Source organism: Desulfohalovibrio reitneri, assembly GCF_000711295.1.
In the GTDB taxonomy this organism is placed as follows: domain Bacteria; phylum Desulfobacterota; class Desulfovibrionia; order Desulfovibrionales; family Desulfovibrionaceae; genus Desulfohalovibrio; species Desulfohalovibrio reitneri.
Genome location: NZ_JOMJ01000004.1, coordinates 198,025 through 219,759 on the forward strand (window position 1 = coordinate 198,025; position 21,735 = coordinate 219,759).

Consider the following 21,735-nt stretch of genomic DNA (forward strand, 5'->3'; position numbering starts at 1 on the left):
CATGAGCGAAGATTCCGTTCTGGCCTCGGTGCGGCGAGAGATCGACGCCATCGACGAGGAGATCGTTGAACTGTTGAACCGGCGCGCCCAGGTCTCCAAGCGGGTGGGGCGCATCAAGTCCGGCGGCTCCGGCCAGGTGTTCAAACCCGGCCGCGAGGAGGATCTGCTGGCCAAGCTGGCCCGCTACAACCAGGGGCCCCTGCCCCTGGAGCACCTGCGAGCCGTCTATCGTGAGATCATCTCCTCCTCCCGCTCCCTGCAGCGGGCCCTGCAGGTGGTCTATCTCGGCCCGGAGGGCACCTTCTCCTATTTCGCCGGACTGTCCTACCTGGGCTCTTCCTGCGAGTACACGCCGCGCCCGCACATCGAGGGGGTCTTCGCCTCCGTGGCCTCGGGCAAGGCCGACCTGGGGGTGGTTCCCCTGGAGAATTCGCGGCAGGGCTCGGTGGGGCAGTCCCTGGACTGCTTCATGGAGTACGACGTCACCGTCCAGGCCGAGGCCTACGCCCGCATCTCCCATGCCCTGCTGGCCAAGGACGGCGATCTTTCGGCAATCAAGCGCGTCCACTCTCACCATCAGCCGCTGGAGCAGTGCGCGGGCTGGCTGCGGGCCAACCTGCCCCACGCCGAGCTCATCCCGGCGGACTCCACGGCCGCGGCCGCCCGCACCGTGGCCCGGGGGAGGGGCACCTCGGCCGCGGTGGGCCACGTCCGTCTGGCCGAGCTGCACGGGCTCAACGTGCTGGCCTCGCCCATCGAGGACGCCCCGGAGAACTGGACCCGCTTCTTCATCATCTCCCGCACGCCCAACCAGGCCGGGGGCAACCACAAAACTTCCATCCTCTTCACCACCCTCAACAAGCCGGGCGCGCTGGCCGGGGTGCTGGATTTGCTGGCCAGCGAGGGAATCAACCTCACCAAGCTGGAATCGCGCCCCATCCGGGGGCGGCAATGGCGCTACGCCTTCTTCGCCGACCTCGAATGCGACCTGCTCGAGGACCGCTACGCCGGAGCGCTGGAGAAGCTGCGCTCCTGCTGCGCCTCACTGAAGCTGCTGGGGGCCTACCCCGCCGGGCCCAGGCTGGAAACCGCCCGCCAGGAGAACGGGGAGGAGGAAGAATGACCATCCATGTGAACGCTCCGGCCTCCAAGTCCTGCTCCCACCGGGCCTGCATCGCCGCGGCCCTGGCCAACGGCGAGAGCCGCCTGACGGGCGTGCTGCGCTCCGACGACCTGGTGGCCACCCGCCGCTGCCTTCAGGCTGGCGGGGTGGGCATCAGCGAGGAAGAGGACGGCTCCCTGCGCGTCACCGGCCGCCCCGGCGGTTTGGTGGGCGGGCCTTCGGAGAACGAACCCGTGCTGCTCGACGTGGGCGAGTCCGGCACCACCGCCCGGCTCATGGCCGGGGTGGCCGCGGCCGGGCAGGGGACCTTCGAGATGCGCGGCGCGGGGCGCATGCACCAGCGGCCCATGGCCGGGGGGGCGGAGCCCCTGCACCGGCTGGGTTGCGATTTCGTCTGGTTGGAGAACACCGGCTACCCGCCGTTCATCATCGTCACCAAGGGGCTGTCCGGCGGCACCGTGGGCGTCTCCCTGGAGGAGTCCAGCCAGTACCTCTCCGGAGTGCTGCTGGCCGCGCCCCTGGCCTCGCGCGGGCTGGTGGTCATCGTCACCGGAAAGAAGGTGGTCTCCTGGCCCTACGTGGCCCTCACCCTGCAAGTCCTGGAGGACTTCGGGGTGGACTTCGAGGTGCAGCGAAAGGACGACGAGGGAATGTGGCGGGCCGTGCCCTGGCGGGAAGTGGAGCGGGCCGAGCCCCGCCGCACCCGCTTCTGCATGGTGCCCATGTCCTACGCCCCGCGCGACTACGCCGTGGAGGGCGACTGGTCCAACGCCTCCTACTTCCTGGCCGCCGGGGCCGTCGGTCCGGCCGTGACCGTCTCCGGCCTGCGCCGGGACTCGGTGCAGGGAGACCGGGCCATTCTGGACATCCTGCGCCGGATGGGCGCGGAGGCCGCCTGGGAGGGCGAAGACGTGACCGTTTCCCCCGGGCCGGACGGCCTGCGCGGCGCGGACCTGGACATGGGCCACTGCCCGGACCTGGTGCCCACGGTCTCCGCCCTGGCCTGCTTCGCCAAGGGGCCGACCACCATCTCCAACGTGGCCCACCTGCGCATCAAGGAGTCGGACAGGCTGGAGGCCTGCGCCGAGAACATCCGCCGCATGGGCTGCGGGGCGGAGGTGCTGGAGGACGGCCTGCGCGTGACCCCGGCGGCCATGCCCGCCTCCGGGGAAGTGGACCTGGCAACCTTCGACGACCACCGCCTGGCCATGTCCGCCTCGCTGTTCGAGCTGGCCGGGGTGGGGGTGCGGCTGGACAATCCCGGCTGCACCGCCAAGTCCTTCCCCGGCTTTTTCGAGGAATGGGCCAAGGTCCGCTCCGGGAGGGAGCCATGAGCTTTTCCAAGGTCGTCATCGTGGGCGCGGGCGGGGAAATGGGCTCGCTGTTCGCCTCCGTTTGCCGCGAGGCGGGCCAGGAGGTGCGCGGCCTGGAGAAGGGTTTCGAGCAAGACGAGGCGGAGGCGGCATTTACCGGGGCGGACCTGGTGTTGCTTTGCGTGCCCATCGGCTGCGTGGAGGCCGCCCTGTCCGCCGTCATCCCCCACCTGGACGGCTCCCAGATCCTGGCCGACGTCTCCTCGGTGAAGGAGAACCCCCTGCGGGCCATGCTGCGGGCCTACGGCGGCCCGGTAGCCGGCACCCATCCCCTTTTCGGCGGCAAGCTGCCCGCGCCTGAGGACAGGCGCGTGGCCGTCTGCACCGGGCGCGGCGAGGCTGCGGTGGAAGTGGTTGAGGACTGGCTGGAGAGCCTGGGCTTCATCCCCTTCCGCTGCACCGCCCGCGAACACGACGAGGCGCAGGCCCTGGTGCAGGGGCTCAATTTCGTGACCACGGTTTCCTATCTGGCCACCGTGGCCAACCATCCGGGTGTGGAGCGGTTCCTCACCCCCAGCTTCGGCCGCCGCGTGGAGGCGGCCCGCAAGATGCTGTCCTCGGACGCTTCCATGTTCGAGGCCATGTTCGAATCTAACCCAGCCAGCCAGGACGCGGTGCGACTCTTCCGCTCCTTCCTCAACGTGGCCGCGGGCGGAGACGTGGACCTGCTGGTGCAGCGCGCCCGCCGCTGGTGGTCGCGCCAAACGGACGGGGAGAGTCATGGAACCGATACGGCTTGAACAGACGGCGCGGTGGATGCCCGCCGACATCCAGACCCCCATAAGCCTCTACCTGGGGCTGGTGGGCAACGAGCGCGGCGTGCTCCTGGAAAGCGCCGAGGTGGACGGACGGCTGGGGAGGTACTCCCTCATCGCCTGGGATTTCCTGCTGACCCTCACCTGCCGCGACGGCAAACTGGAGGTGTTGGCCGGGGACCCGCGCGTGGCCGCGGTCAACCGGCTGCACGGCGAGCCTTTCATGGACGGTGTGCGGGCGGTCATGGAGGCCATCGAAATCGAACCCCCCGAAGGTGCCGACCTGCCGCCCATTACCCGATCCCTGCTGGGCTACCTGGGTTACGGCGCGGCAGCCCTGCACGAGCCCAAGCTGGCCGAAACCATCGACAAGAGCACGGCCGAGGGCACCCTCTGCCTGCCCTCCAAGGTGGTCCTTTTCGACCACACCCGCCACCGCTGCTGCTTCCTCTCCCTGGACCCGGAGGCCGAGCCGGTGCTCAACCGGGCCCGCATTGAGCGGGAGCCGGAGGCCCCGGAAGTGGGGGAGATCACCGTGCGGCCGGGCAAGGAGCGCTTCATGGAGGCGGTCTCCCGCTGCAAGGAGCTCATCACCCAGGGCGAATGCATCCAGGCGGTGCTGTCCAACCAGTTCCAGGCGCCCTTCAAGGGCGATCCCTTCGTGCTCTACCGCCGCCTGCGGCAACTCAACCCCTCGCCCTACATGTTCTACATGAAGCTGCCGGAGATTACCCTGCTTGGTTCCTCTCCGGAGCTGTTGGTCAAGTCCGACGGCGGCGTGCTGGAGGTGCGGCCCATCGCCGGGACGCGCCAGCGCGGCGAGGACCGGGCCGAGGACGAGGCCCTGGCCGAGGATCTGCTGGCCGACCCCAAGGAGCGGGCCGAGCACGTCATGCTGGTGGACCTGGGCCGCAACGACCTCGGCCGGGTGGCCGCGCCCGGCTCGGTGGAGGTATCCCGCTTCATGGACGTGGAGCGGTTCTCCCACGTCATGCACCTCACCTCCTACGTGCGGGCCCGGGTCAAGGAGGGCGTGGACGCCCTGGACGTGCTGGGCTCCGCCTTCCCGGCGGGGACGCTCTCCGGCGCGCCCAAGGTGCGGGCCATGGAGATCATCGCCGAGCTGGAGGAGAACCCGCGCGGACCGTACGGCGGGGCGGTGGGCTGGTTCGGTCTGGACCCCGGCCGGGTGGACCTGGACACGGGCATCCTCATCCGCTCGCTGTGGCTGAAGAACGGCATCATCCAGTGGCAGTCCGGCGCGGGCATCGTCTTCGATTCCGTGCCCGAGACCGAGTGGGAGGAATGCCTGCGCAAGTCGCGGGCCGTGCGGATGGTCCTTGAAGAAGGGGAGCGGGGCGATGTTTTTGCTCATTGATAACTACGACTCCTTCACCTTCAATCTGGTGCAGGGCTTCCAGCAGCTCGGCCTGGACCCGGTGGTGAAGCGCAACAACGAACGCGAAATCCTGGACCTGGCCGGGTCGGAGGACCTGAACATGGTCTGCATCTCCCCCGGCCCCTCCACCCCGGAGAACGCCGGGCTGTGCCTGGCGTTCCTGGAGCGGCTGCCGCGGGAGGTGCCCGTACTGGGCGTCTGCCTGGGGCACCAGATCCTTGGACACTTCGCGGGCGCGCCGGTGTACGTGGCCGAGCGCATCATGCACGGCAAGACCTCCGAGGTGGAGCACGACGGACGGGGCATTTTCACCGGCCTGCAAAGCCCCATGGAGGTCTGCCGCTACCACTCCCTGCTGGTGCCAGCGGAGCGGGCCGAGGGCGTCGAGATCACCGCCCGAACGGACCAGGGCGAGGTCATGGGCCTGCGCTACCTGGACCGCCCCTGGGAGGGAGTGCAGTTCCATCCCGAGTCCATCCTCACGCCGCTGGGCCAGGCCTTGCTGGCTAATTTCCCCAAGCGACTGGCCAGCGCGGCCCATGGGAGGGTGTCATGAAGGAGATTCTGGAAACCCTGGCCAAGGGCGAGAACCTGGCACCCCTGCAGGCGGAACAGGCCTTCAGCCACCTGCTCCACGGCAAGCTCTCCCCGGTACAGGCCGGGGCCCTGCTCATGGGCCTGCGGGCCAAGGGCGAGACCCCGGACGAGGTGGGGGCCGGAGTGCGGGCCTGCCTGCGCGAGGCCAGGAAAGTGGACGGCCTGGACAAGGTGGGACCGCGCATCGACACCTGCGGCACCGGGGGCGACTGCCGGAGCAGCTTCAACTGCTCCACGGCCGTGGCCCTGATGCTGGCTGCCATGGGCTACAAGGTGGCCAAGCACGGCAACCGCTCGGTCTCCAGTTCCTGCGGCAGCGCGGACGTTCTGGAGGCCATGGGAGTGCCCCTGGACTCCGACCCGTCCCAGGCGGCCGGGGAACTTGACCGCAACAACTTCGTCTTTCTCTTCGCTCCGGCCTACCATCCGGCCTTCAAGCACGTGGCTCCCATCCGGGCGGAGATGGGCATCCGCACCCTGTTCAATCTCATGGGGCCGCTGCTCAATCCCGCCCGGCCCACCCACCAGCTACTGGGCGTGGCCGAGCCGCGCTTCCTGCCGCTCATGGCCAGCGTGCTGGCCGACAACGGCGTGGAACGCGGTGCGGTGGTGCACGGCGCTGGCGGCTTCGACGAGCTGACGCCCTTCGGCCCCTCCACCGTGCTCTGGATCCAGGACGGCGAGGTGCGCCCCGACGTGCTGGACCCCGAGCCCTTGGGACTCGGCGGCGGGCGGCCGGACGACGTCTCCGTGATCGGTCCGGTGGAGTCCCTGGACGTGCTGCGGGAACTGCTTGCCGGGCGGGGCCATCCCACCATGGTCCGCATGCTCACTCTCAATCTGGCCGTGGCCCTGCATCTGCTGGAGGGATTCGACATGGCCACGTCCGCCGGGCTGGCGCGCGAGGCCGTGGCCTCGGGCATCGGGGCCGAGCGGTTCGGAGCGGCGGCGTGAGCGCTCTGCTGGAACGCTTCCGCCGGGCCAAGCTGGCCGAGATCGAGACATTGCGGCGGGCGGATGAGGCCGGGACCCTGCCCGGATTCTGGGACGGCGTGCGGCCCTCCTTTTCCCGCGCGTTGACCCAATCCCCCCTTCGCCCGGCCCTCATCGCCGAGCACAAGGCGTCCTCCCCCTCGCGCGGGGTAATCCGGCCGGGCTCCAACCCGGAGGACATCGCCCGGGCCTACGCCCGCGCCGGGGCCGCCGCCCTGTCCGTGCTCACCGAGGAGGAACACTTCCAGGGTGAACTGGGCCACTTGGGCCGCTGCCGTCCCGCCGGGCTGCCCATGCTGCGCAAGGACTTCCTCTTCCATGAGCTGCAAATCCGCCGCACAGCGGCCACCCCGGCCTCGGCGCTGCTGTTCATCGCGCGCATGCTGGAAGGGCCGGAGCAGCTGGCCCGCTTTCTGGCCCTGGCCGGGGCGGCCGGGCTGGAAGGGGTGGTGGAGATCTTTGACGAGGCCGACCTGGAGACCGCCCGGGAGGCCGGGTCGCGGATCATCCAGGTCAACTGCCGCGATCTGGACACCCTGGAACTGGACCCCGGCCGCCACGAGGCGCTGCTGGACAAGGCCGGAGGCAAGTCCGGCGGCGAGGTCTGGATAGCGGCCAGCGGGGTGAACTCGCCCGGCGACATGGCCCGGCTGGCCGATGCGGGCTACGACGCCGCGCTGGTGGGCACCTCGCTCATGGCTGCGGACGATCCCGAAACCGCCGCCCGGGAACTGCTCTCGGGCGCGCGGCGGATGAACAAGGAGGAAGCGTGAAACTGAAGGTATGCGGACTGACCTGCGCACAGGACGTGGGAGCCGCCGTGACCTGCGGAGCCCATTATCTGGGCTTTATTTTCCACCCCGGTTCGCCCAGGCGCGTTGACCACGCCTTCCCGGCCACCTGCTGGACCGGAGGCTCTAAAAAGGTGGGCGTGTTCACCGGCGAGGACCCGGAGGAAGTGCGCGAGGCCATGGACCGGGGCAAGCTGGATTTGGCCCAGCTGCATGGCGGCCAGGACGCGGACTTCTGCCGGACCGTGGGCCCGGATCGGGTCATCAAGGTCTTTTGGCCGGAGAAATACGAGTCCCGCGCCGAGTTGGTGGCGGACATGGAGGCCTTCCGCGAGGCGGCCGCCTATTATCTCTTCGATGCCGGGAGTTCCGGGGGCGGGCACGGCCGTTCCTTCTCCCGCTCCCTGCTGGCCGGGCTGCAAGTGCCCAGGCCCTTCTTCCTGGCCGGGGGCATCGCGCCGGGCTCTGTGCGCGCCGCCGCCGCCCTCGGCCCCTACGGACTGGACGCCAACTCCGGGGTGGAATCCGCCCCCGGAGTCAAGGACACGGACAAGCTGCGAGAGCTGGCCCAGGCCATGGGGCTGGCCGAATGACCCAAAAAGGAGAAACGATGCATCCCGACGCGAGAGGCTATTACGGTCCTTATGGGGGCCGGTTCGTTCCCGAACTGCTCATGCCGCCGCTTCTTGAGCTGGAGAAGGCGGCGCGCGACATCGTGCCCACCGAGGAGTTCCGCAAGGAGTTTGGCGACATCCTGCGCGATTTCGTGGGCCGTCCCACGCCGCTGTACCGCTGCCCGACCCTGTCCAGGGAACTCGGCTTCAATCTCTGGCTCAAGCGGGAGGACCTGGCCCACACCGGCGCGCACAAGATCAACAACACCCTGGGCCAGGCGCTTCTGGCCAAGCACATGGGCAAGACCCGGCTCATCGCCGAGACCGGAGCGGGGCAGCACGGCGTGGCCACGGCCACGGCCGCGGCCATGACCGGGTTGTCCTGCACCGTGTACATGGGCGCGGTGGACGTCCGCCGCCAGGCGCACAACGTCCGCCGCATGGAGCTGCTCGGGGCCAAGGTGGTGGCCGTGGAGAACGGCACACGCACCCTCAAGGACGCCATCAACGTGGCCCTGCGCGCCTGGATCGCCGAACTGGAGGACACCCACTACTGCGTGGGCTCGGTGGTCGGCCCGCACCCCTTCCCCTGGCTGGTGCGCGAGTTCCAGCAGGTCATCGGCCTGGAGGCGCGCGAGGAGTTCATGACCCGCAACATGGGCCGCCTGCCGAACGCCCTGGTGGCCTGCGTGGGCGGCGGCTCCAACGCCATGGGCCTGTTCCATGCCTTTGTGCCCGACGAAGGCGTGCGCATCATCGGCGTGGAGGCTTCCGGCTCCGGCGAGGAGGGCTGCTACCACTCCGCCACCCTGACCAAGGGCACCGCCGGGGTTTTCCAGGGCGCGCTGACCCTGTTGCTGCAGTCCGAGCAAGGGCAGATCGAACCCTCCCACTCCATCGCCCCGGGGCTGGACTACCCCGGCGTTGGACCGGAACACGCCGGGCTGCAGGCCCTTGGCCGGGCGGAGTACGCCTGCGTCAACGACGCCGCCGCCATGCGCGCTTTCAAGAAGCTCTGCCGCACCGAGGGCATCATCCCCGCCCTGGAGTCCTCCCACGCCCTGGCCTGGGTGCTGGACAACGCGGACCAGTTCCCGGCCGGGGGCGACGTGGTGATCAACCTGTCCGGCCGTGGCGACAAGGACCTGGGCATCGTGGAAGAAGTGCTGCAAGCCGAAGAGGAGGGCAAGTAATGTCGGTGCTGCGCGAGAAGATCGAGGCGGCCGGGGCATCTGGCCGCAAGGCGCTCATTCCCTACTTGCCTTTCGGTTTCCCCACCCGGGAGCGCTTCTGGGCCGAGGTCGAGGGTATGGACCGTGCCGGTGCGGACGTCATCGAGATCGGCGTTCCCTTCTCCGACCCCGTGGCCGACGGGCCGGTCATCGAGCGGGCCGTGCTGCAATGCCTGGAGTGCGGCGCCTCCCTCGCCGGGCTGCTGGCCGACCTCAAGGAGCGCGAACTGTCCGCGGGCATCGTGCTCATGGGCTACATGAACCCCTTCTACCAGTATGGCTTCGAACGGCTGGCCAAGGACGCGGCCGAGGCCGGGGTGCACGGCTTCATCATCCCCGACCTGCCACTGGAGGAAGCCGAGGAAACGCGGAACATCCTGGACAAGCACGGACTGGACCTGGTGCCCCTCATCGGGCTAAACACCACCCCCGAGCGCATGCAAGCCTACGCAGAGCACGCCCGTGGCTTCGTCTACATGGTCTCGGTCATGGGAACCACCGGGGCGCGGGAGGATCTGCCTCCGCAGGTGGAGGCCAAGCTGCGCCAGGCCAAGGAGTCCTTCGAGGCCCCCCTGGCCCTGGGCTTCGGCATCACCGGCCCCTCCCAGGTGGCCCACCTGGGCGACCTGGTGGACGCGGTGGTTTTCGGCAGCGGCCTTGTGCGCTACGTGGAGGAGGGCGACGAACCCGGCCGAGCGGCCGAGTTCCTGCGCCGTTTCATCTAGCTGTTGAACACCCGCCGGGGTTCCGCCTGGAACCCCGGCGTTCCGCGAGGAGTACGCATGGGGTGCCGCTTCCTGCCCGAGTTGACCGGTGACGAGCTGGCCGATCGGCAATTGGCCGGGCTGCAATGGACCGTGGCCCACTGCCACGCCAACTCGCCATTCTACCGGGAGCGGTTCAAAGAGGCGGGCGTGGAGCCGGGCGACATAACCAGCCTGGACGACCTGCGCCGCCTGCCCGTGACCACCGCCGACCACCTCAAGGATGGCTACCCCCTCCCCCTGCTGGCCGTGGACGAATCCGAGGTCGTGCGCATCCATTCTTCCTCCGGGACCACCGGCAAGCGCAAGATTCTGGCCTACACCCAGAACGACGTGGACCTGTGGAAGGACATGATGGCCCGCTGCTACGAACTGGCCGGGTGCGACCGCCTGGACCGCGTGCAGATCTGCGTGGGCTACGGCCTGTGGACCGCCGGGGCGGGCTTTCAGCTCGGCTGCGAGCGGTTCGGGGCCATGGCCCTGCCCGTGGGGCCGGGCATGCTGGACATCCAGATCCAGCTCCTCACCGACCTCGGCGCCACCACCCTCTGTTCCACCGCCTCCATGGCACTGCTCATGGCCGAGGAAGTGGAAAAGCGCGGCCTGCGCGACAACCTGCGCCTCAAGCGCGGCATCTTCGGCGCCGAAACCCACACCCCCAAGATGCGCGCCCGCTTCGAGGAACTCCTCGACCTGGAGCACAGCTTCGACATCGTGGGCATGACCGAACTCTACGGCCCCGGCACCGGCCTGGAATGCCAAGCCCACGAGGGCGTCCACTACTGGGCCGACCGCTACATCCTGGAAATCCTCGACCCCGACACCCTCGAACCCGTGGAGCCGGGCGAGATCGGCGAGATGGTGGTCACCACCCTCTCCAAGGAGGCCTCCCCCCTCGTCCGCTACCGCACCCGCGACCTCACCCGCCTTCTCCCCGAGCCCTGCCCCTGCGGCCTGTCCGTGCCGCGCCACGACAAGATACTCGGCCGCTCCGACGACATGATCATCGTCCGCGGGGTCAACATCTACCCCGGCCAGATCGCCGAAATCCTCGGCGGCTTCCCCGAACTCTCCAGCGAATACCAGGTCCACCTCACCCGCGTGACCGGCAAGGACTTCATGACCGTCTCCGTGGAACGCGCCCCGGAAGCCGCCTCCGGCGGCGACGAAGCCATGGCCTCCGCCGTGGCCGCCTCCATGCAGCGCCACCTCCTGGTCTCCGCCAAAGTGGAAATCAAAGACCCCGGCGACCTCCCCCGCACCTTCGCCAAGACCAAGCGGGTCATCGACGACCGGGGGTAGGAAGCGGAGAAGAAGGGGAAGAGGGAAGATTTCGCCCTTTGGGCGACCAGGGCCTACGCGGCCCTGGACCCTGTGGCAAACTAAGAGCTTATCCGTAAATAACTAGACTAAACTGAACAGTTCGAGCATTCTCCTCAAAAGGCGAGGACGCATGGGAAAGCGAGTTCAATCTTGTGAAGTTTCTGATGAATTCTGGGCTATTGTCGAACCGCACATTCCTGTACCTCAACGTGATACCACGAGGAAATACAAGCGAAAACCAGGGGGCGGTAGAAAGCCTCTCCCGCCTCGGAGAGTTTTTGAGGCCATCGTATATGTTTTGCGCACTGGGATTCAATGGAAGGCCTTACCCAAAGAAGTGTTTGGGAGCCCAAGCTCTATCCATGCCTATTTCAGAAAGTGGGAAAAGCAAGGCTTTTTTCTGTCGCTTTGGCAAGCAGGTCTCGCTGAATATGATGAAATGATGGGGATTGCTTGGGAATGGCAAGCCGTTGACGGGGGTGCGCTTAAAGCACCTTTGGCCTGTGAGGCGGGTGGCAGGAATCCGACAGACCGGGGAAAAAAAAGGTTCCAAACGCCACATTCTTGTGGACGAGCGTGGCGTCCCGTTGTCGATCGTCGTAACAGGCGCAAATCGACATGATGTATCCCAGTTGGAGGAATGTGTTGAAAGGCAAAGTCGTGGGCGGGCCTTTCGAGCCAGAGGTGGCAGATAACCTCTGGCTCGATGCAGGCTACACCGGCGACAACGCACGGCAAGTAATTGAGAACGCAGGGTATCTCCCCCATGTTCGGCCGCGTGGTGAAGAGATCGCAGAGAAGGAACGCAACCCTGAATTCAAGCCACGAAGGTGGGTTGTAGAAGTGAGCCTGTCTTGGCTTAATCGCTTCAGGAAGCTTCTGGTCAGGTTTGAAAAGCTGCATTCAACTCATTTGGCATTAACCCATCTGGCGGCCGCCATCATCGCTCTGAGAAAGACAGGAATTATTTACGGATAAGTTCTTAGTTTGCATGTGTTTCGCGGGTTGGCGCGCGCCAGGGAGAGGGCGGGGAGTGCCCCGGCGAATCCGCGATTGTTAGCTTCGTTTACTTGGTGGAATTCCAGCCCTGGCCGTTTGGCATCAGATGCGTTGAACGCGAAATTGGGACGTGATTACCCCGGCTACCAATTCCAGTCCTCCGCCCCGAGCGAAGCGAGCGGCAAAAGGTTTGGCGGAAGGAGGATGAGGGTGTGGGAGAAGGAGGAAACCGCTTTTTTAAAAGGGGTTTCCTCCTTCTCCCACTGCCCTGAAATCCCACCCTCGCCAGCCAACATCCATTCCCTTGCTGCCCACTATCCTATCCGTTCCGCCAGTTGCCTCGCGTAGTGGTCGGTCATGCCGGAGATGTAGTCGAGGGCTTTGAGTAGGGCGTGGTGGTGGGTGTCTCCCGGGGCGGGGGCGTGTTCGCCCAGGATGCGGATGAGGTGTTGGGAGCGGAGGCTGGGTGAGCCGTCGGCCTGTTCCAGGCAGGCGGTGCAGAAGGCGGTGAGCAGTTTGCCCAGCACGGCGTGGGAGCCGATTTCCAGTTCCAGCTTGCGGCGGTGGTAGTAGATGTGCTGCTTGGCCAGGTCCTTGGCTCCGGTGATGGCCGAGCGCACCGGGTCGCCGCATTGCTTGAGCAGGGAGCCCTCCATGCGGCCTTCCAGCATGTCCGGCAGCAGGTCGGCGAAGCGGGAGGTCATTTCCTCCACCGCACCGTGGATGCATCGGGTGCGCATGAGGGAGAGGCGGCGGCGCTCGGAGTCCTCGCCGCGGCCGGTGGTTTCGGCCAACGGCTCCAGAACCTCCGCGATCTCCCCGAAGCGCACCAGCCCCAGTTCGCGGGCGTCCTCCAGGTCCAACAGGGAGTAGCAGAGGTCGTCGGCCGCCTCCACCAGCCAGGCCAGGGGGTGGCGGTGGTAGCCGGGATGGTCCTCGCGGGAAGGCAGGCCCAGTTCCGAGGCCACCTCGTCCAGGGTGTGCCGGTCGGCGTGCAGGGCGCTGCATTTGCCCGCCTCGGCCAGGGGGGAGGCCGCGGTCCAGGGGTATTTGAGCAGCGCGCCCAGCACCGGGTAGGTCAGGCGCATGCCGCCCCGGTCGAGGTTCAGCTCCAGCCGGGTGACCACCCGGAACCCCTGGGCGTTGCCCTCGAAGCGCAGCAGGTCAGCGCGCTCGTCCTCGCTGAGCTTCTCCAGAAAATGTTGGCCGCGCTCCCGGAAGAAGGCCCGCACCGCTTCCTCTCCGGCGTGGCCGAAGGGAGGGTTGCCGATGTCGTGGGCCAGGCAGGCGGCTTGTACTATCTCGCCCACGTCCTCGGGCGTGACGCCGTCGGGCAGGTCGATCTTCCGCCCTGCCTTGCGGCCCAGGGAACGACCCACGCTGGCGGTCTCCAGGGAGTGGGAGAGGCGGGTGTGGATGTGGTCGTTCTCGTTGAGGGGGTGGACCTGTGTTTTGCGGCCCAGGCGCCGGAAAGAGTCGGAGAAGAGCAGCCGGTCGTGGTCGCGGGCGTATTCGCTGCGGCTTTCTTCGGGTTCGTTCCTCTGGCGGGGGCGGCGTGGGGAGAGCAGTCGGGCGAGTTCCATGGCGGCAATCTAGCCGGGGGGAAGGACGGGGGCAACCGGGTTGCCCGCTCTGGTCAAGCGCGACTGCGTGACTAGTATGCGGTCTATGGACCTTTTGTTCGAAATATTCCGACAATCGTGGCTGGTGCTCGTGGAGTCCGCCCCGTGGATGCTGCTGGGTTTTCTGGCGGCGGGGCTGCTGCACGCCTTCCTTCCCGCCGACTTCGCCGCCCGCAGGCTGGGCCGGGGGAGCCGGGGAATCGTCACAGCGGCCATCGTGGGTGCGCCGCTGCCGCTGTGCTCTTGCGGCGTGGTGCCCGCTGCGGCCGGACTCAAGCGGCAGGGGGCCGGGCCCGGCTCCACCGCCTCCTTCCTGGTGGCCACCCCGGAAACGGGGGTGGACTCCATCGCCGTGACCTACGCCCTGCTCGACCCCATGATGACCTTGCTGCGTCCGCTGTCCGCCGTTTTCACGGCCATTGCCGCCGGGTTCGCCGTGGACGCCGTCTCGCCCGAGGAGAAGGCGAAGGAGGAAGCCGGACCCGAGCCGCAGCCCGTGGGTTGCGCCGGAGGGAACTGCGGCTGCGGCGGAGAGGACGAGCCCGAGTGTCCCACCACGCGCTCCAAGCTGTCCAAGGGGCTGGATTTCGCCGCGGGCGAGCTGATGGGCGACGTGGGGCTGTGGTTTCTGGGCGGCGTGCTGCTGGCCGGAGCGCTCTCGGCCCTGCTGCCGCCGGGATTTCTGGGCGGCCTGCTGGGCGGCGGGCCGTGGCAGATTCTGGTGGCCCTGGCCGCCTCGCTGCCCTTCTACGTCTGCGCCACCGCCTCCACCCCGCTGGCGGCGGCGCTGGCGGTGCAGGGCTTCTCGCCGGGGGCGTGCCTGGTCTTTCTGCTGGCCGGACCGGCCTCCAACGCCGCCTCCCTGGCCATGGTGGGCAAGCTGCTGGGGCGGCGCGGGCTGACGGCCTATCTGGCGGCCATCATCGCCTGCACCCTGGGGCTGGGGCTGGCCGCGGACGCGCTGTACCCGGCGCTGGGCCTGTCCACCGGCGACTGGGTGGCCGGACCGGGCGAGGAACCCCCGGGCGTCTGGGCCATGGTTATGGCCGTGGCGCTGCTGCTGCTCATCCTGCGGGCGGTGGTCCCCAAGCTCCGCAAGGCTGGCTGAGAAGGACTATTGCCAGGCTGAGCGCCAACAGGACAATCACCGCCGCCAGCCGCCATTCTTTTTTGCTGCGTTGAAATCGAGGCCAGGGAGAGGGCTTAGCCTTCTCTCCGGCTCTCTTTTATCCACCCGGGCAGCACGCTCTCCAGAAAACCAGCATGCACCCGCCATGTATCCGGTCCGTAGCCCCCGGCCATGAGCCAGCATTGGGGGATGCGGCGTGTGGCGAGGAAGTCGTGGACCATGGTGTCGCGGGTGTGGAGCTGCTCCAGAGTGAGTTTGAGCAGGGAGGCGCTTTCCAGGCGGTCGTGCTCCCAGGGGTCGGCTCCGCCCACCACCATGGCCAGTTCGGGAGGCTCGCGCTCGGACAGGGTGGCCAGCAGGTCCAGGCCGTTTTCCAGGGCGGGGAGGTAGGTGTCCTCCGCGCCTTCGGCGATGGGAATGTCGATGGTGGAGGGGATGAAGGCGGGCTTCAGGCGCCCCCGCTCGTCCAGGGGCGGCTGGTCGAGGGGCCAGCCGTGGGCCATGTGGATGGACAGGGTGCGGGTGAGGGGGGCGTCGATGCAGAGTTCGGCCGTGCCGTCGCCCTTGTGTGCGTCCGTGTCGATGATCCAGGCGCGGTTGATCGCGCCTTCGCGCCGCAGCGCGCGCACGGCCAGGACCACGTCGTTGACCGGGCAGAAGCCCCGGCCCTTGGCCCGTCCCGCGTGGTGCATGCCGCCGGAGAGGAAGAAGCAGAAGCCGTTCTCAAGGGCCAGCCGGGCCGCAGCCATGGAGCCTCCGGCCCGCTGGGCGGCTCGCGCGGCCAGGTCGCGCAGGGGCTGGTCGGCGGTTTCCGGGGTGAAGCGGCCGGGGGTGTCCAACTCGTAGACCTCCCGCATGATGCGGGAGGGGTCGTCGGAAAGGAGTTCGTCCACGTAGGCGGCGTCGTGGACCAGCAGCAGGTCGTCGCGGGTGGCCGGGGGCATGGCTGCGGCGCGCAGCCAGCGGTTTTCGCGTCCCGCCAGTCCGGGGACTTCGCGCAGCGCCTCCACCACCCGTCCCCGGATGGACCCCATGCGGGGCACGTTGATGCCGTAGCCGCCGAAGCCGAGTTCCGCGTCCTGGTCGTGCAGCAGCATGGCCGACAGGCTACCGCAGGCCGCCTGCGCGGGAAAGCCTTCAGTTGAAATGGGTTTGCGGGAAGGAGGTGCGGTAGACCACCGAGTTCAGGTCCGCTCCGGCGTTGGCCAGCACCCGCTCCCAGAAGTCCTTGAGCCGGGCCAGTTCGCCCGGGTCGGTGACGCGGTGGCTGGGCACCCGCATGATGATGATCTTGTCGAACACGTCCAGCTTGGCCATGTAGGCGTCTATCTCGCCCCAGTCCAGCCGGGCGCGCGCCCGCTCCAGCCCCCGCTCCAGGTTCACGGTCCGGTCCTCGGCCCCCCACTCGTCGCAGGCCTCCAGCATGTCCGAGACCACCACCAGGGTGTTGCTGCGCCCCGGCGGCACGTCGCCGGAATGCAGCCGGTTGGCCGCTTCGTGCAGGGAGGTGATTAGGCAGGACACGGGGTCTGTCCATTTTTCCCGGGAATGCTGCGTGTCCCAGGCGGACATGAGATCCGGCTCCAGTTCCGCGAAGAGGCTGGACAGCTTATCCCGGTGCTGCTCCGCGCCGCCTATGGAGCGGTCGAAGCCGAGTTCCGCCCGGCAGGCTGGCCTAGCGTTGCACAGGGCCTGGTCCACGGTCCAGACCACCACCCGGCTGCGTTCCGGCAGCCCCAGGAAGAACTTTTCGAACCGTTCCACCAGTCCGGCGAATCGCTCCTTCTCCCCGGGGTGGTAGACCGAGGCGTCGAACAGGACGAGGAGGTTGGAGGTCTCTCCGCCATTTTGCCCGGCGGATGCCACGGCCATGGATTCGCGGGCCGCGCCGGGGTCTTGGCCGTCGTCCCCGCCTCCCATGAAAAGGGAGACTATTCCGGCCAGCACCGCGGCCGCGAACAGATAGATGATGGTCTTGGTCATCGCTCCTCGCGCTCCGGGGCCGATCCCTGGGCGTCACCGTCCTCCTCGCCGGAAACGGGGCGGGGCAGGGGCAGGAAGTCCGATTCGTTCAGTGACTCCAGGGTGAGCATGTCGAGTTCCCGGTATGTTTTTCCGGCTCGGGAGTTCAGGCTTTGTCGCAAGCCCTCCTGGAACCCCTCCAGGAAAGACTGCAGGCTGACGTTGTAGGCCATGCTGAAGCACTCCGGACTGCGGAGCCACCGCGCCTGCCGCAGCCGGGTCCGCATGGCGGTGTCGTTCTTGGCGATCTTCTTTTCGGAGGACTGTTTATCCTCGAAGGTGACGCGCTTCAAGAGCCACAGGTACAGAATGCTCAGGCTGTTGCCCAAGCAGTCCAGCCCGCGCATGAAGAAGCCCACGCTGACGTAGGGCAGGGCGAATCCCATCACCGTGAGCACGATATTGCCGTACCCGAAGCTGGACGCGGCCCCGGTGTCGCCGGGGATGGCCGCGATCTCCGGGATGAGCCGAGCCCCGGCCATGAGGGCCACGGACACGGCGGAGAGGATGAAGAAGGTGGTGTAGATAACGTACACCAGCCTGCCCTTGCCCGCGAAGCGTTTGTTCCGGTCCGGCATGAGCACGATGTCCAGCCAGACCTTGATGAAGAAGCCGATGCCCAGCACGGACAGGGTGAAGAAGAGCACCTCGGGGAAGGCCTGGTAGGCCGCCAGCGGGTTGTTGAAAAGCAGTTCCAGGAAGTTGCGGCCCGAGGCCTCGTCGCGGAAGGGCAGCCCCATGAGGTTGGCCGAGACAATGGCCAGGATGGAGATGTCCGCGAAAATGAGCAGGATGGAGAGGCACGTGTAGAACACTCCCCTGAACCACGAGTACTCCGTTGGGCTCTCCCTGCGGTCCTCCCGCATGGTGTCCAGGCGGTACTGGATGTCCTCGATGCGGGATTCCTTGTCGCGCCGTTTTTCCTGAAGCAGGGCGGCTTCGGAGCGCAGGGCGGGCAGGTCCCGCTCCACGTAGGCGGCAGCTTCCTCGTTGCGCTCCAGGATGCGGTTTTTGAGCAGTTCCAGGCCCACGCTCTGCTTCTGCAGGGCCGCCCCCATCTTCCGCCCGATCTCCCCGGCCTCCTCGTTGAATCTCGAGGAACGCACGAATCGGTTCTTGTCATTATCGAAACGCGTCATTTCCCTGCCGAAATCCCTGTCAGCCATTGGCCGCCCCCTCCTTGGCCGCGTGTTGTCCCCCGGTCATCCGCATCCGCAGCCGCAGCCCCGTTCGGAAGGCGGGCATTCCCCGCAGCAGCAGCGCCTGGTGGTCCCGCTCCACGCTTTGGCGGTGCTGGTCGAATTTCCTGACGCAATCCGCCTTCTTATCGCGGACGGTCTCCATCTCCTTTTCCAAGTTGCCGACGTCGTTGCACAGTTCCTCGATCTCCCGCTCTTTCTCGCTTCGTTCCGCCTTCAGGGATTCCACCCGGCGTTGAAGTGTCTCGATCTCGTCGCCGAGTTCCTTGCGGCGCGCGGTTTCCGCCGGAAAGGCCGCCTCCAGAAGGGGATCGCCACCCTCGTCCCCGCCGCCGGAAACGTCCTGCTCGATCCGTCCGGCCGCCAAGGCGGTCATGCCCGTGGGGTGCCAGATGCGGTCGATGGTGTCCTTCAACCATCCGGGCCAGGAATGGACGCTCAAGGTGCCGCCCTGGTTCCGTTCCTTGTACCGCTCCAGGTCAAGCTCCTTGGCCCGTTTCTCCTGCAGGCGGTAGACGCGCTCAATTTCATTGTCCAAATCCCCGGCCTGCCGCACGATGCCCCGGAACAGCAGGCCGTGGGACATGGCCATGCCCCAGGCAAGGGCCGCGAAGACCGCCAGGTAGAGGCTTTTGAGATCCCCGCTTCCTCTGTCCACCCCCATGACCGCCAGCAGGACGAACAGGGCCAGGCAGAAGGCGACCAGCTCGAAGTTGAGGCAGAGGAACCGGCTGGCCCTGCCCAGCTCCGATTGGGCGAACCGCTCCTCTTCGATGGCCCGCCACAGTCTGGGGCGGACCACGTTGACGTTGTAGGCTAGGAAAAGGCTGGAAAGGACGAGGCAGATGGCCACCCCGAGGTAGATGAAGAGCGGGTCGAGCTGCTGGACCAGGGCGGTGAAGACCACATCCTTGCCCGCCGCCTCGGCATGCGCCACGACAACGGCCAGCAGCATGGGGATGAACGTCAGCAGGAATATCCAGGAGAGGTGCCTCGCGTGAAAGGGGGACGTCCCCCCCTTGCCGTACAGCGCGGCGTCAAAGGCGGTTTTCCGGAACTCGTATTCCTCCGGGGAATTCCACTTCTTTCTGAGCCGTTCAAACCAGCCGGGAAGCAGGAGAATCACGGCGCAGAACGTCGTGACGGCCAAAGGCAGCAGAAAGGCCAGCCCCAAGCCGCCGAAGAAGCCGTGCCGCACCAGTAGTTCGCCCAAGCCGTTGCCAAGGTGCCGCGCCGCGTTGGCGTAGTTGAGGTGCTGCTGGTCCACGGCCTGCAACGTTCTGCCGAGATACCAGCCCACCATGGGCAGGGAGGCGTAGCCGAAGGAGACCAGCAGGTTGGCCGTGGTGGTGGTGACTCCGCCCGCCTGCCAGAACTCCATGTGCCGATTGAACTTGTCCCGCAGATCGCCGAGCTGCTCCAGACGCTTGCCGAGCCGTCCGGCCTGCAGCCGAATGCATTCCCTTTCCGCCTCCGAACGTTCCCGGCCGTTTTCCCGTTCCTCCACCGGAACCAGGACATTATGTTTCTTCTGTATTTCCTCGAACTCATCCAGGAATTCCCTGTGGGCGGTGAACCGCTCCCGTTCTTCCTCGCGGGCCAGTCGCCTCACACGGGCAACCGCCTCGCTCCGCCTGCTCCGCAAATCGGCTTCCAGCCGGGTCTTCTCCCCCCGGGCGTCGGACAGCCTGCGATCGGCCGAGGCCAGCTTGCGCCCGACGATCCGCCATTCGCCACGAGCCTTGCGCAGCCGGCCGGCCAAGTCGTCCCGGCGGCGTTCAATGCGTCGCAGCGCTTCGTCCAGATGTTCACTTTCCCGTCTTTCCGCCTCGCCGTACTCGGCGAGCAGCCCCTCCTTGGTCCGTTCCACCCTGGTCAGCAGGTCGTCCTCTTCCGCCCAGTTGGCCAGCCCCAGGCGGAACAAGGAGTCCTCCATGGAGGTGCCGGAGGCATCAACGCCCAGAATCCGGCAAAGGGAACCCCGCGAGGGCCTGTGCCTGAGCGTTCCCAGTGATTCCGGGCCCCGCCGGTCCCCGGAGGCTTCTGTCGTGTCCTCTTCCACTGAACCCTCCTCCAGACTGGACTGTTCGCCCTCGGTCCGCATCCCGCAGGTGCCGCCGGAGTCTTTGGCATCCGACCCGTAGTCCAGCAATCTGTCCAGAAAATCTGGCTTGTCGCTCACAGTCCCCCCTGGCAATAGAATCGCTTCCTCGAAAGAAGGTTGTCCTTTCAAGAGAAACGACTCGTACTCCATATGAAAGCACAAATCAATATTAGTGCATATCGCCTTTCCAATTTAGTTCTCGCCCGGGAGCGGCTTGCCAAGGCCCATGGCCGTCTTATAGGGATTGCTTACGAAAACCCGCTTACGGAGCAAGGTATGAGCGCGCATGACTACACCGGCGGCTGCACGATGCCGGAAGTGACTTTTTCAACCTTCGTCCTTTCCCTGGCCTCGTCCTGCCTGGTCCACCTGGGCGAGGTGCCCGAACCCTCCACTGGCGCAACCGAGGAGAACCTTCCCCTGGCCAAGCACACCATCGACGTGCTGGCCATGCTCAAGGAGAAGACCGACGGCTGTCTGGAGGACGATGAACGCAAACTGCTGGACGACCTTCTCTATGAAATGCGCATGAAGTACTGCGCCAAGGGCAACTAGGAGCCCCGCATGCCCTCTCCCCGCACCGCCGGCCTGGTCGGCGTCACCGGCTACACCGGCCTGGAACTGGCGCGGCTTCTGGCCGCCCATCCTCATCTGGAGTTGACCCGCGTCACCTCCCGCTCCGAGGCGGGCAAGAGCCTCGGCGAACTTTTTCCCCACCTGCGCGCTACCCGCCCCGGCGGGCTGACTGTCACCGAACCGGACCCCAAACTGTTGGCCCGCGAATGCGACGTGGTTTTCCTGGCCGTGCCCCACGGGGCGGCCATGGACCTGGCCGGGGAACTGGTGGACGCCGGGGCCAAGGTGGTTGACCTTTCCGCCGACTTCCGCCTGCGCGACCCTGAAGTCTACAAGCAGTGGTACGGGCTTGAGCACCGCCGCCCGGACCTGCTGGAGGAGGCCGCCTTCGGCCTGGTGGAGTTCTACCGCGACGACGTGCGTTCCGCGCGGCTGGTGGCCAATCCCGGCTGCTATCCCTCCTCGGCCATCCTGGCGCTGACTCCGGCCCTGGAGGCTGGCCTGGTGGACCGCGAGGGGCTGGTGGTGGACTCCAAGTCCGGCGCCACGGGCGCGGGCCGGGGGGCCAAGGTGGCCACCCTGTACTGCGAGGTGGCCGACACCTTCAGGGGCTACTCCATCGGCAGCCACCGCCACACGCCGGAGATCGAGCAGGAGTTGTCTGTGGCCACGGGCTCGGCGCTGACCCTGTCCTTCAACCCGCACCTGTTGCCCATGAACAGGGGCATCCTGACCACGGCCTACGCCTTCCTGGCCGAGGACGCCGATCCGAACGATCTGCGCAAAATCTACGAACGCCGCTACGCTGGCGAGCACTGGGTGCGGGTGCTGCCCGAAGGCGAGCTGCCCCAGACACGCTACGTGCGCGGCACCATGTTCTGCGACATCGGCCTGGTCATCGACCCCCGCACACGGCGGCTGGTGGTCCTGGCGGCCATCGACAACCTCTGCCGGGGGGCCTCCGGGCAGGCCCTGGCCAACGCCAACCTCATGCTGGGGCTGGACGAGGCGGCCGGGCTGGACCTGGCCCCCCTGGTTCCCTGACCCGCGGGGTTTGCGGGCGGGAGCGTTTTCAGCCATACTTTTCCCGGACCTCCCGGGGGGAACAAACCGGCAGGGA

19 protein-coding genes and 1 pseudogene are annotated in these 21,735 nt (G+C 67.2%); 15 read left to right on the forward strand and 5 right to left on the reverse strand.

Annotation, left to right across the window (positions count from 1 at the left end):
- The first annotated feature begins 1 nt into the window (after window position 1).
- The 12 genes and pseudogenes from pheA to N911_RS18125 all read left to right on the forward strand — a co-directional run bounded on the left by pheA (window position 2) and on the right by N911_RS18125 (window position 11,942).
- Window positions 2-1,123 (forward strand): prephenate dehydratase, encoded by a 1,122-nt coding sequence (gene pheA / locus N911_RS0113420; protein WP_035105548.1) that lies wholly within the window; start codon window positions 2-4, stop codon window positions 1,121-1,123.
- A complete protein-coding gene (locus N911_RS0113425; protein ID WP_029898014.1) occupies window positions 1,120-2,457 on the forward strand; it encodes a 3-phosphoshikimate 1-carboxyvinyltransferase in 1,338 nt (445 codons plus the stop codon). The genes pheA and N911_RS0113425 overlap by 4 nt, the downstream gene beginning before the upstream one ends.
- Window positions 2,454-3,236 (forward strand): prephenate dehydrogenase, encoded by a 783-nt coding sequence (locus N911_RS0113430; RefSeq protein ID WP_035105549.1) that lies wholly within the window; start codon window positions 2,454-2,456, stop codon window positions 3,234-3,236. Before N911_RS0113425 ends, N911_RS0113430 begins: the two co-directional genes overlap by 4 nt.
- Complete coding sequence (locus tag N911_RS0113435) at window positions 3,217-4,629, forward strand: anthranilate synthase component I family protein (protein ID WP_029898019.1); 1,413 nt, start codon at window positions 3,217-3,219, stop codon at window positions 4,627-4,629. Before N911_RS0113430 ends, N911_RS0113435 begins: the two co-directional genes overlap by 20 nt.
- On the forward strand, window positions 4,613-5,206 hold the full coding sequence (locus N911_RS0113440; RefSeq protein WP_029898020.1) for an anthranilate synthase component II: 594 nt from the start codon (window positions 4,613-4,615) through the stop codon (window positions 5,204-5,206). The genes N911_RS0113435 and N911_RS0113440 overlap by 17 nt, the downstream gene beginning before the upstream one ends.
- On the forward strand, window positions 5,203-6,201 hold the full coding sequence (gene trpD / locus N911_RS0113445) for an anthranilate phosphoribosyltransferase (RefSeq protein WP_029898023.1): 999 nt from the start codon (window positions 5,203-5,205) through the stop codon (window positions 6,199-6,201). The genes N911_RS0113440 and trpD overlap by 4 nt, the downstream gene beginning before the upstream one ends.
- On the forward strand, window positions 6,198-7,013 hold the full coding sequence (locus tag N911_RS0113450; RefSeq protein WP_341860310.1) for an indole-3-glycerol-phosphate synthase: 816 nt from the start codon (window positions 6,198-6,200) through the stop codon (window positions 7,011-7,013). Before trpD ends, N911_RS0113450 begins: the two co-directional genes overlap by 4 nt.
- Complete coding sequence (locus N911_RS0113455; RefSeq protein ID WP_029898027.1) at window positions 7,010-7,624, forward strand: phosphoribosylanthranilate isomerase; 615 nt, start codon at window positions 7,010-7,012, stop codon at window positions 7,622-7,624. Before N911_RS0113450 ends, N911_RS0113455 begins: the two co-directional genes overlap by 4 nt.
- A 17-nt stretch (window positions 7,625-7,641) precedes the next feature.
- The gene (gene trpB / locus N911_RS0113460; RefSeq protein ID WP_029898028.1) at window positions 7,642-8,838 is read left to right on the forward strand and encodes a tryptophan synthase subunit beta; all 1,197 of its coding nucleotides are present in this window, start codon (window positions 7,642-7,644) and stop codon (window positions 8,836-8,838) included.
- Entirely contained in the window at window positions 8,838-9,602 is a 765-nt protein-coding gene (trpA, locus tag N911_RS0113465; RefSeq protein WP_029898031.1) for a tryptophan synthase subunit alpha, read from the forward strand. Before trpB ends, trpA begins: the two co-directional genes overlap by 1 nt.
- 57 nt (window positions 9,603-9,659) lie before the next feature.
- Window positions 9,660-10,943 (forward strand): phenylacetate--CoA ligase family protein, encoded by a 1,284-nt coding sequence (locus N911_RS0113470; protein ID WP_029898033.1) that lies wholly within the window; start codon window positions 9,660-9,662, stop codon window positions 10,941-10,943.
- A gap of 151 nt (window positions 10,944-11,094) precedes the next feature.
- A pseudogene (locus N911_RS18125) lies at window positions 11,095-11,942 on the forward strand (IS5 family transposase).
- A 335-nt stretch (window positions 11,943-12,277) separates the two neighbouring features.
- On the opposite strand, the gene N911_RS0113480 reads toward N911_RS18125, so the two are convergent.
- A complete protein-coding gene (locus tag N911_RS0113480; RefSeq protein ID WP_029898035.1) occupies window positions 12,278-13,546 on the reverse strand; it encodes a deoxyguanosinetriphosphate triphosphohydrolase in 1,269 nt (422 codons plus the stop codon).
- A gap of 85 nt (window positions 13,547-13,631) precedes the next feature.
- Here N911_RS0113480 and N911_RS0113485 point away from each other — a divergent pair, with 85 nt between their 5' ends.
- A complete protein-coding gene (locus N911_RS0113485) occupies window positions 13,632-14,693 on the forward strand; it encodes an SO_0444 family Cu/Zn efflux transporter (protein ID WP_202593877.1) in 1,062 nt (353 codons plus the stop codon).
- A 95-nt stretch (window positions 14,694-14,788) separates the two neighbouring features.
- Here N911_RS0113485 and N911_RS0113490 read toward each other — a convergent pair whose 3' ends face one another.
- The 4 genes from N911_RS0113490 to N911_RS0113505 are packed head-to-tail and all read right to left on the reverse strand — an operon-like array spanning window position 14,789 to window position 20,117.
- A complete protein-coding gene (locus N911_RS0113490) occupies window positions 14,789-15,811 on the reverse strand; it encodes a histone deacetylase family protein (RefSeq protein ID WP_029898039.1) in 1,023 nt (340 codons plus the stop codon).
- A gap of 40 nt (window positions 15,812-15,851) precedes the next feature.
- The gene (locus N911_RS0113495) at window positions 15,852-16,697 is read right to left on the reverse strand and encodes a hypothetical protein (protein ID WP_029898041.1); all 846 of its coding nucleotides are present in this window, start codon (window positions 16,695-16,697) and stop codon (window positions 15,852-15,854) included.
- A complete protein-coding gene (locus N911_RS0113500) occupies window positions 16,694-17,902 on the reverse strand; it encodes a hypothetical protein (RefSeq protein ID WP_029898042.1) in 1,209 nt (402 codons plus the stop codon). The genes N911_RS0113495 and N911_RS0113500 overlap by 4 nt, the downstream gene beginning before the upstream one ends.
- The gene (locus tag N911_RS0113505; RefSeq protein ID WP_029898044.1) at window positions 17,895-20,117 is read right to left on the reverse strand and encodes a hypothetical protein; all 2,223 of its coding nucleotides are present in this window, start codon (window positions 20,115-20,117) and stop codon (window positions 17,895-17,897) included. The genes N911_RS0113500 and N911_RS0113505 overlap by 8 nt, the downstream gene beginning before the upstream one ends.
- Before the next feature lie 198 nt (window positions 20,118-20,315).
- On the opposite strand from N911_RS0113505, the gene N911_RS0113510 reads away from it, so the two are divergent.
- A complete protein-coding gene (locus tag N911_RS0113510; RefSeq protein WP_029898045.1) occupies window positions 20,316-20,594 on the forward strand; it encodes a DUF1844 domain-containing protein in 279 nt (92 codons plus the stop codon).
- A gap of 9 nt (window positions 20,595-20,603) precedes the next feature.
- The gene (gene argC / locus N911_RS0113515; RefSeq protein WP_029898047.1) at window positions 20,604-21,659 is read left to right on the forward strand and encodes an N-acetyl-gamma-glutamyl-phosphate reductase; all 1,056 of its coding nucleotides are present in this window, start codon (window positions 20,604-20,606) and stop codon (window positions 21,657-21,659) included.
- Window positions 21,660-21,735: the final 76 nt, after the last annotated feature.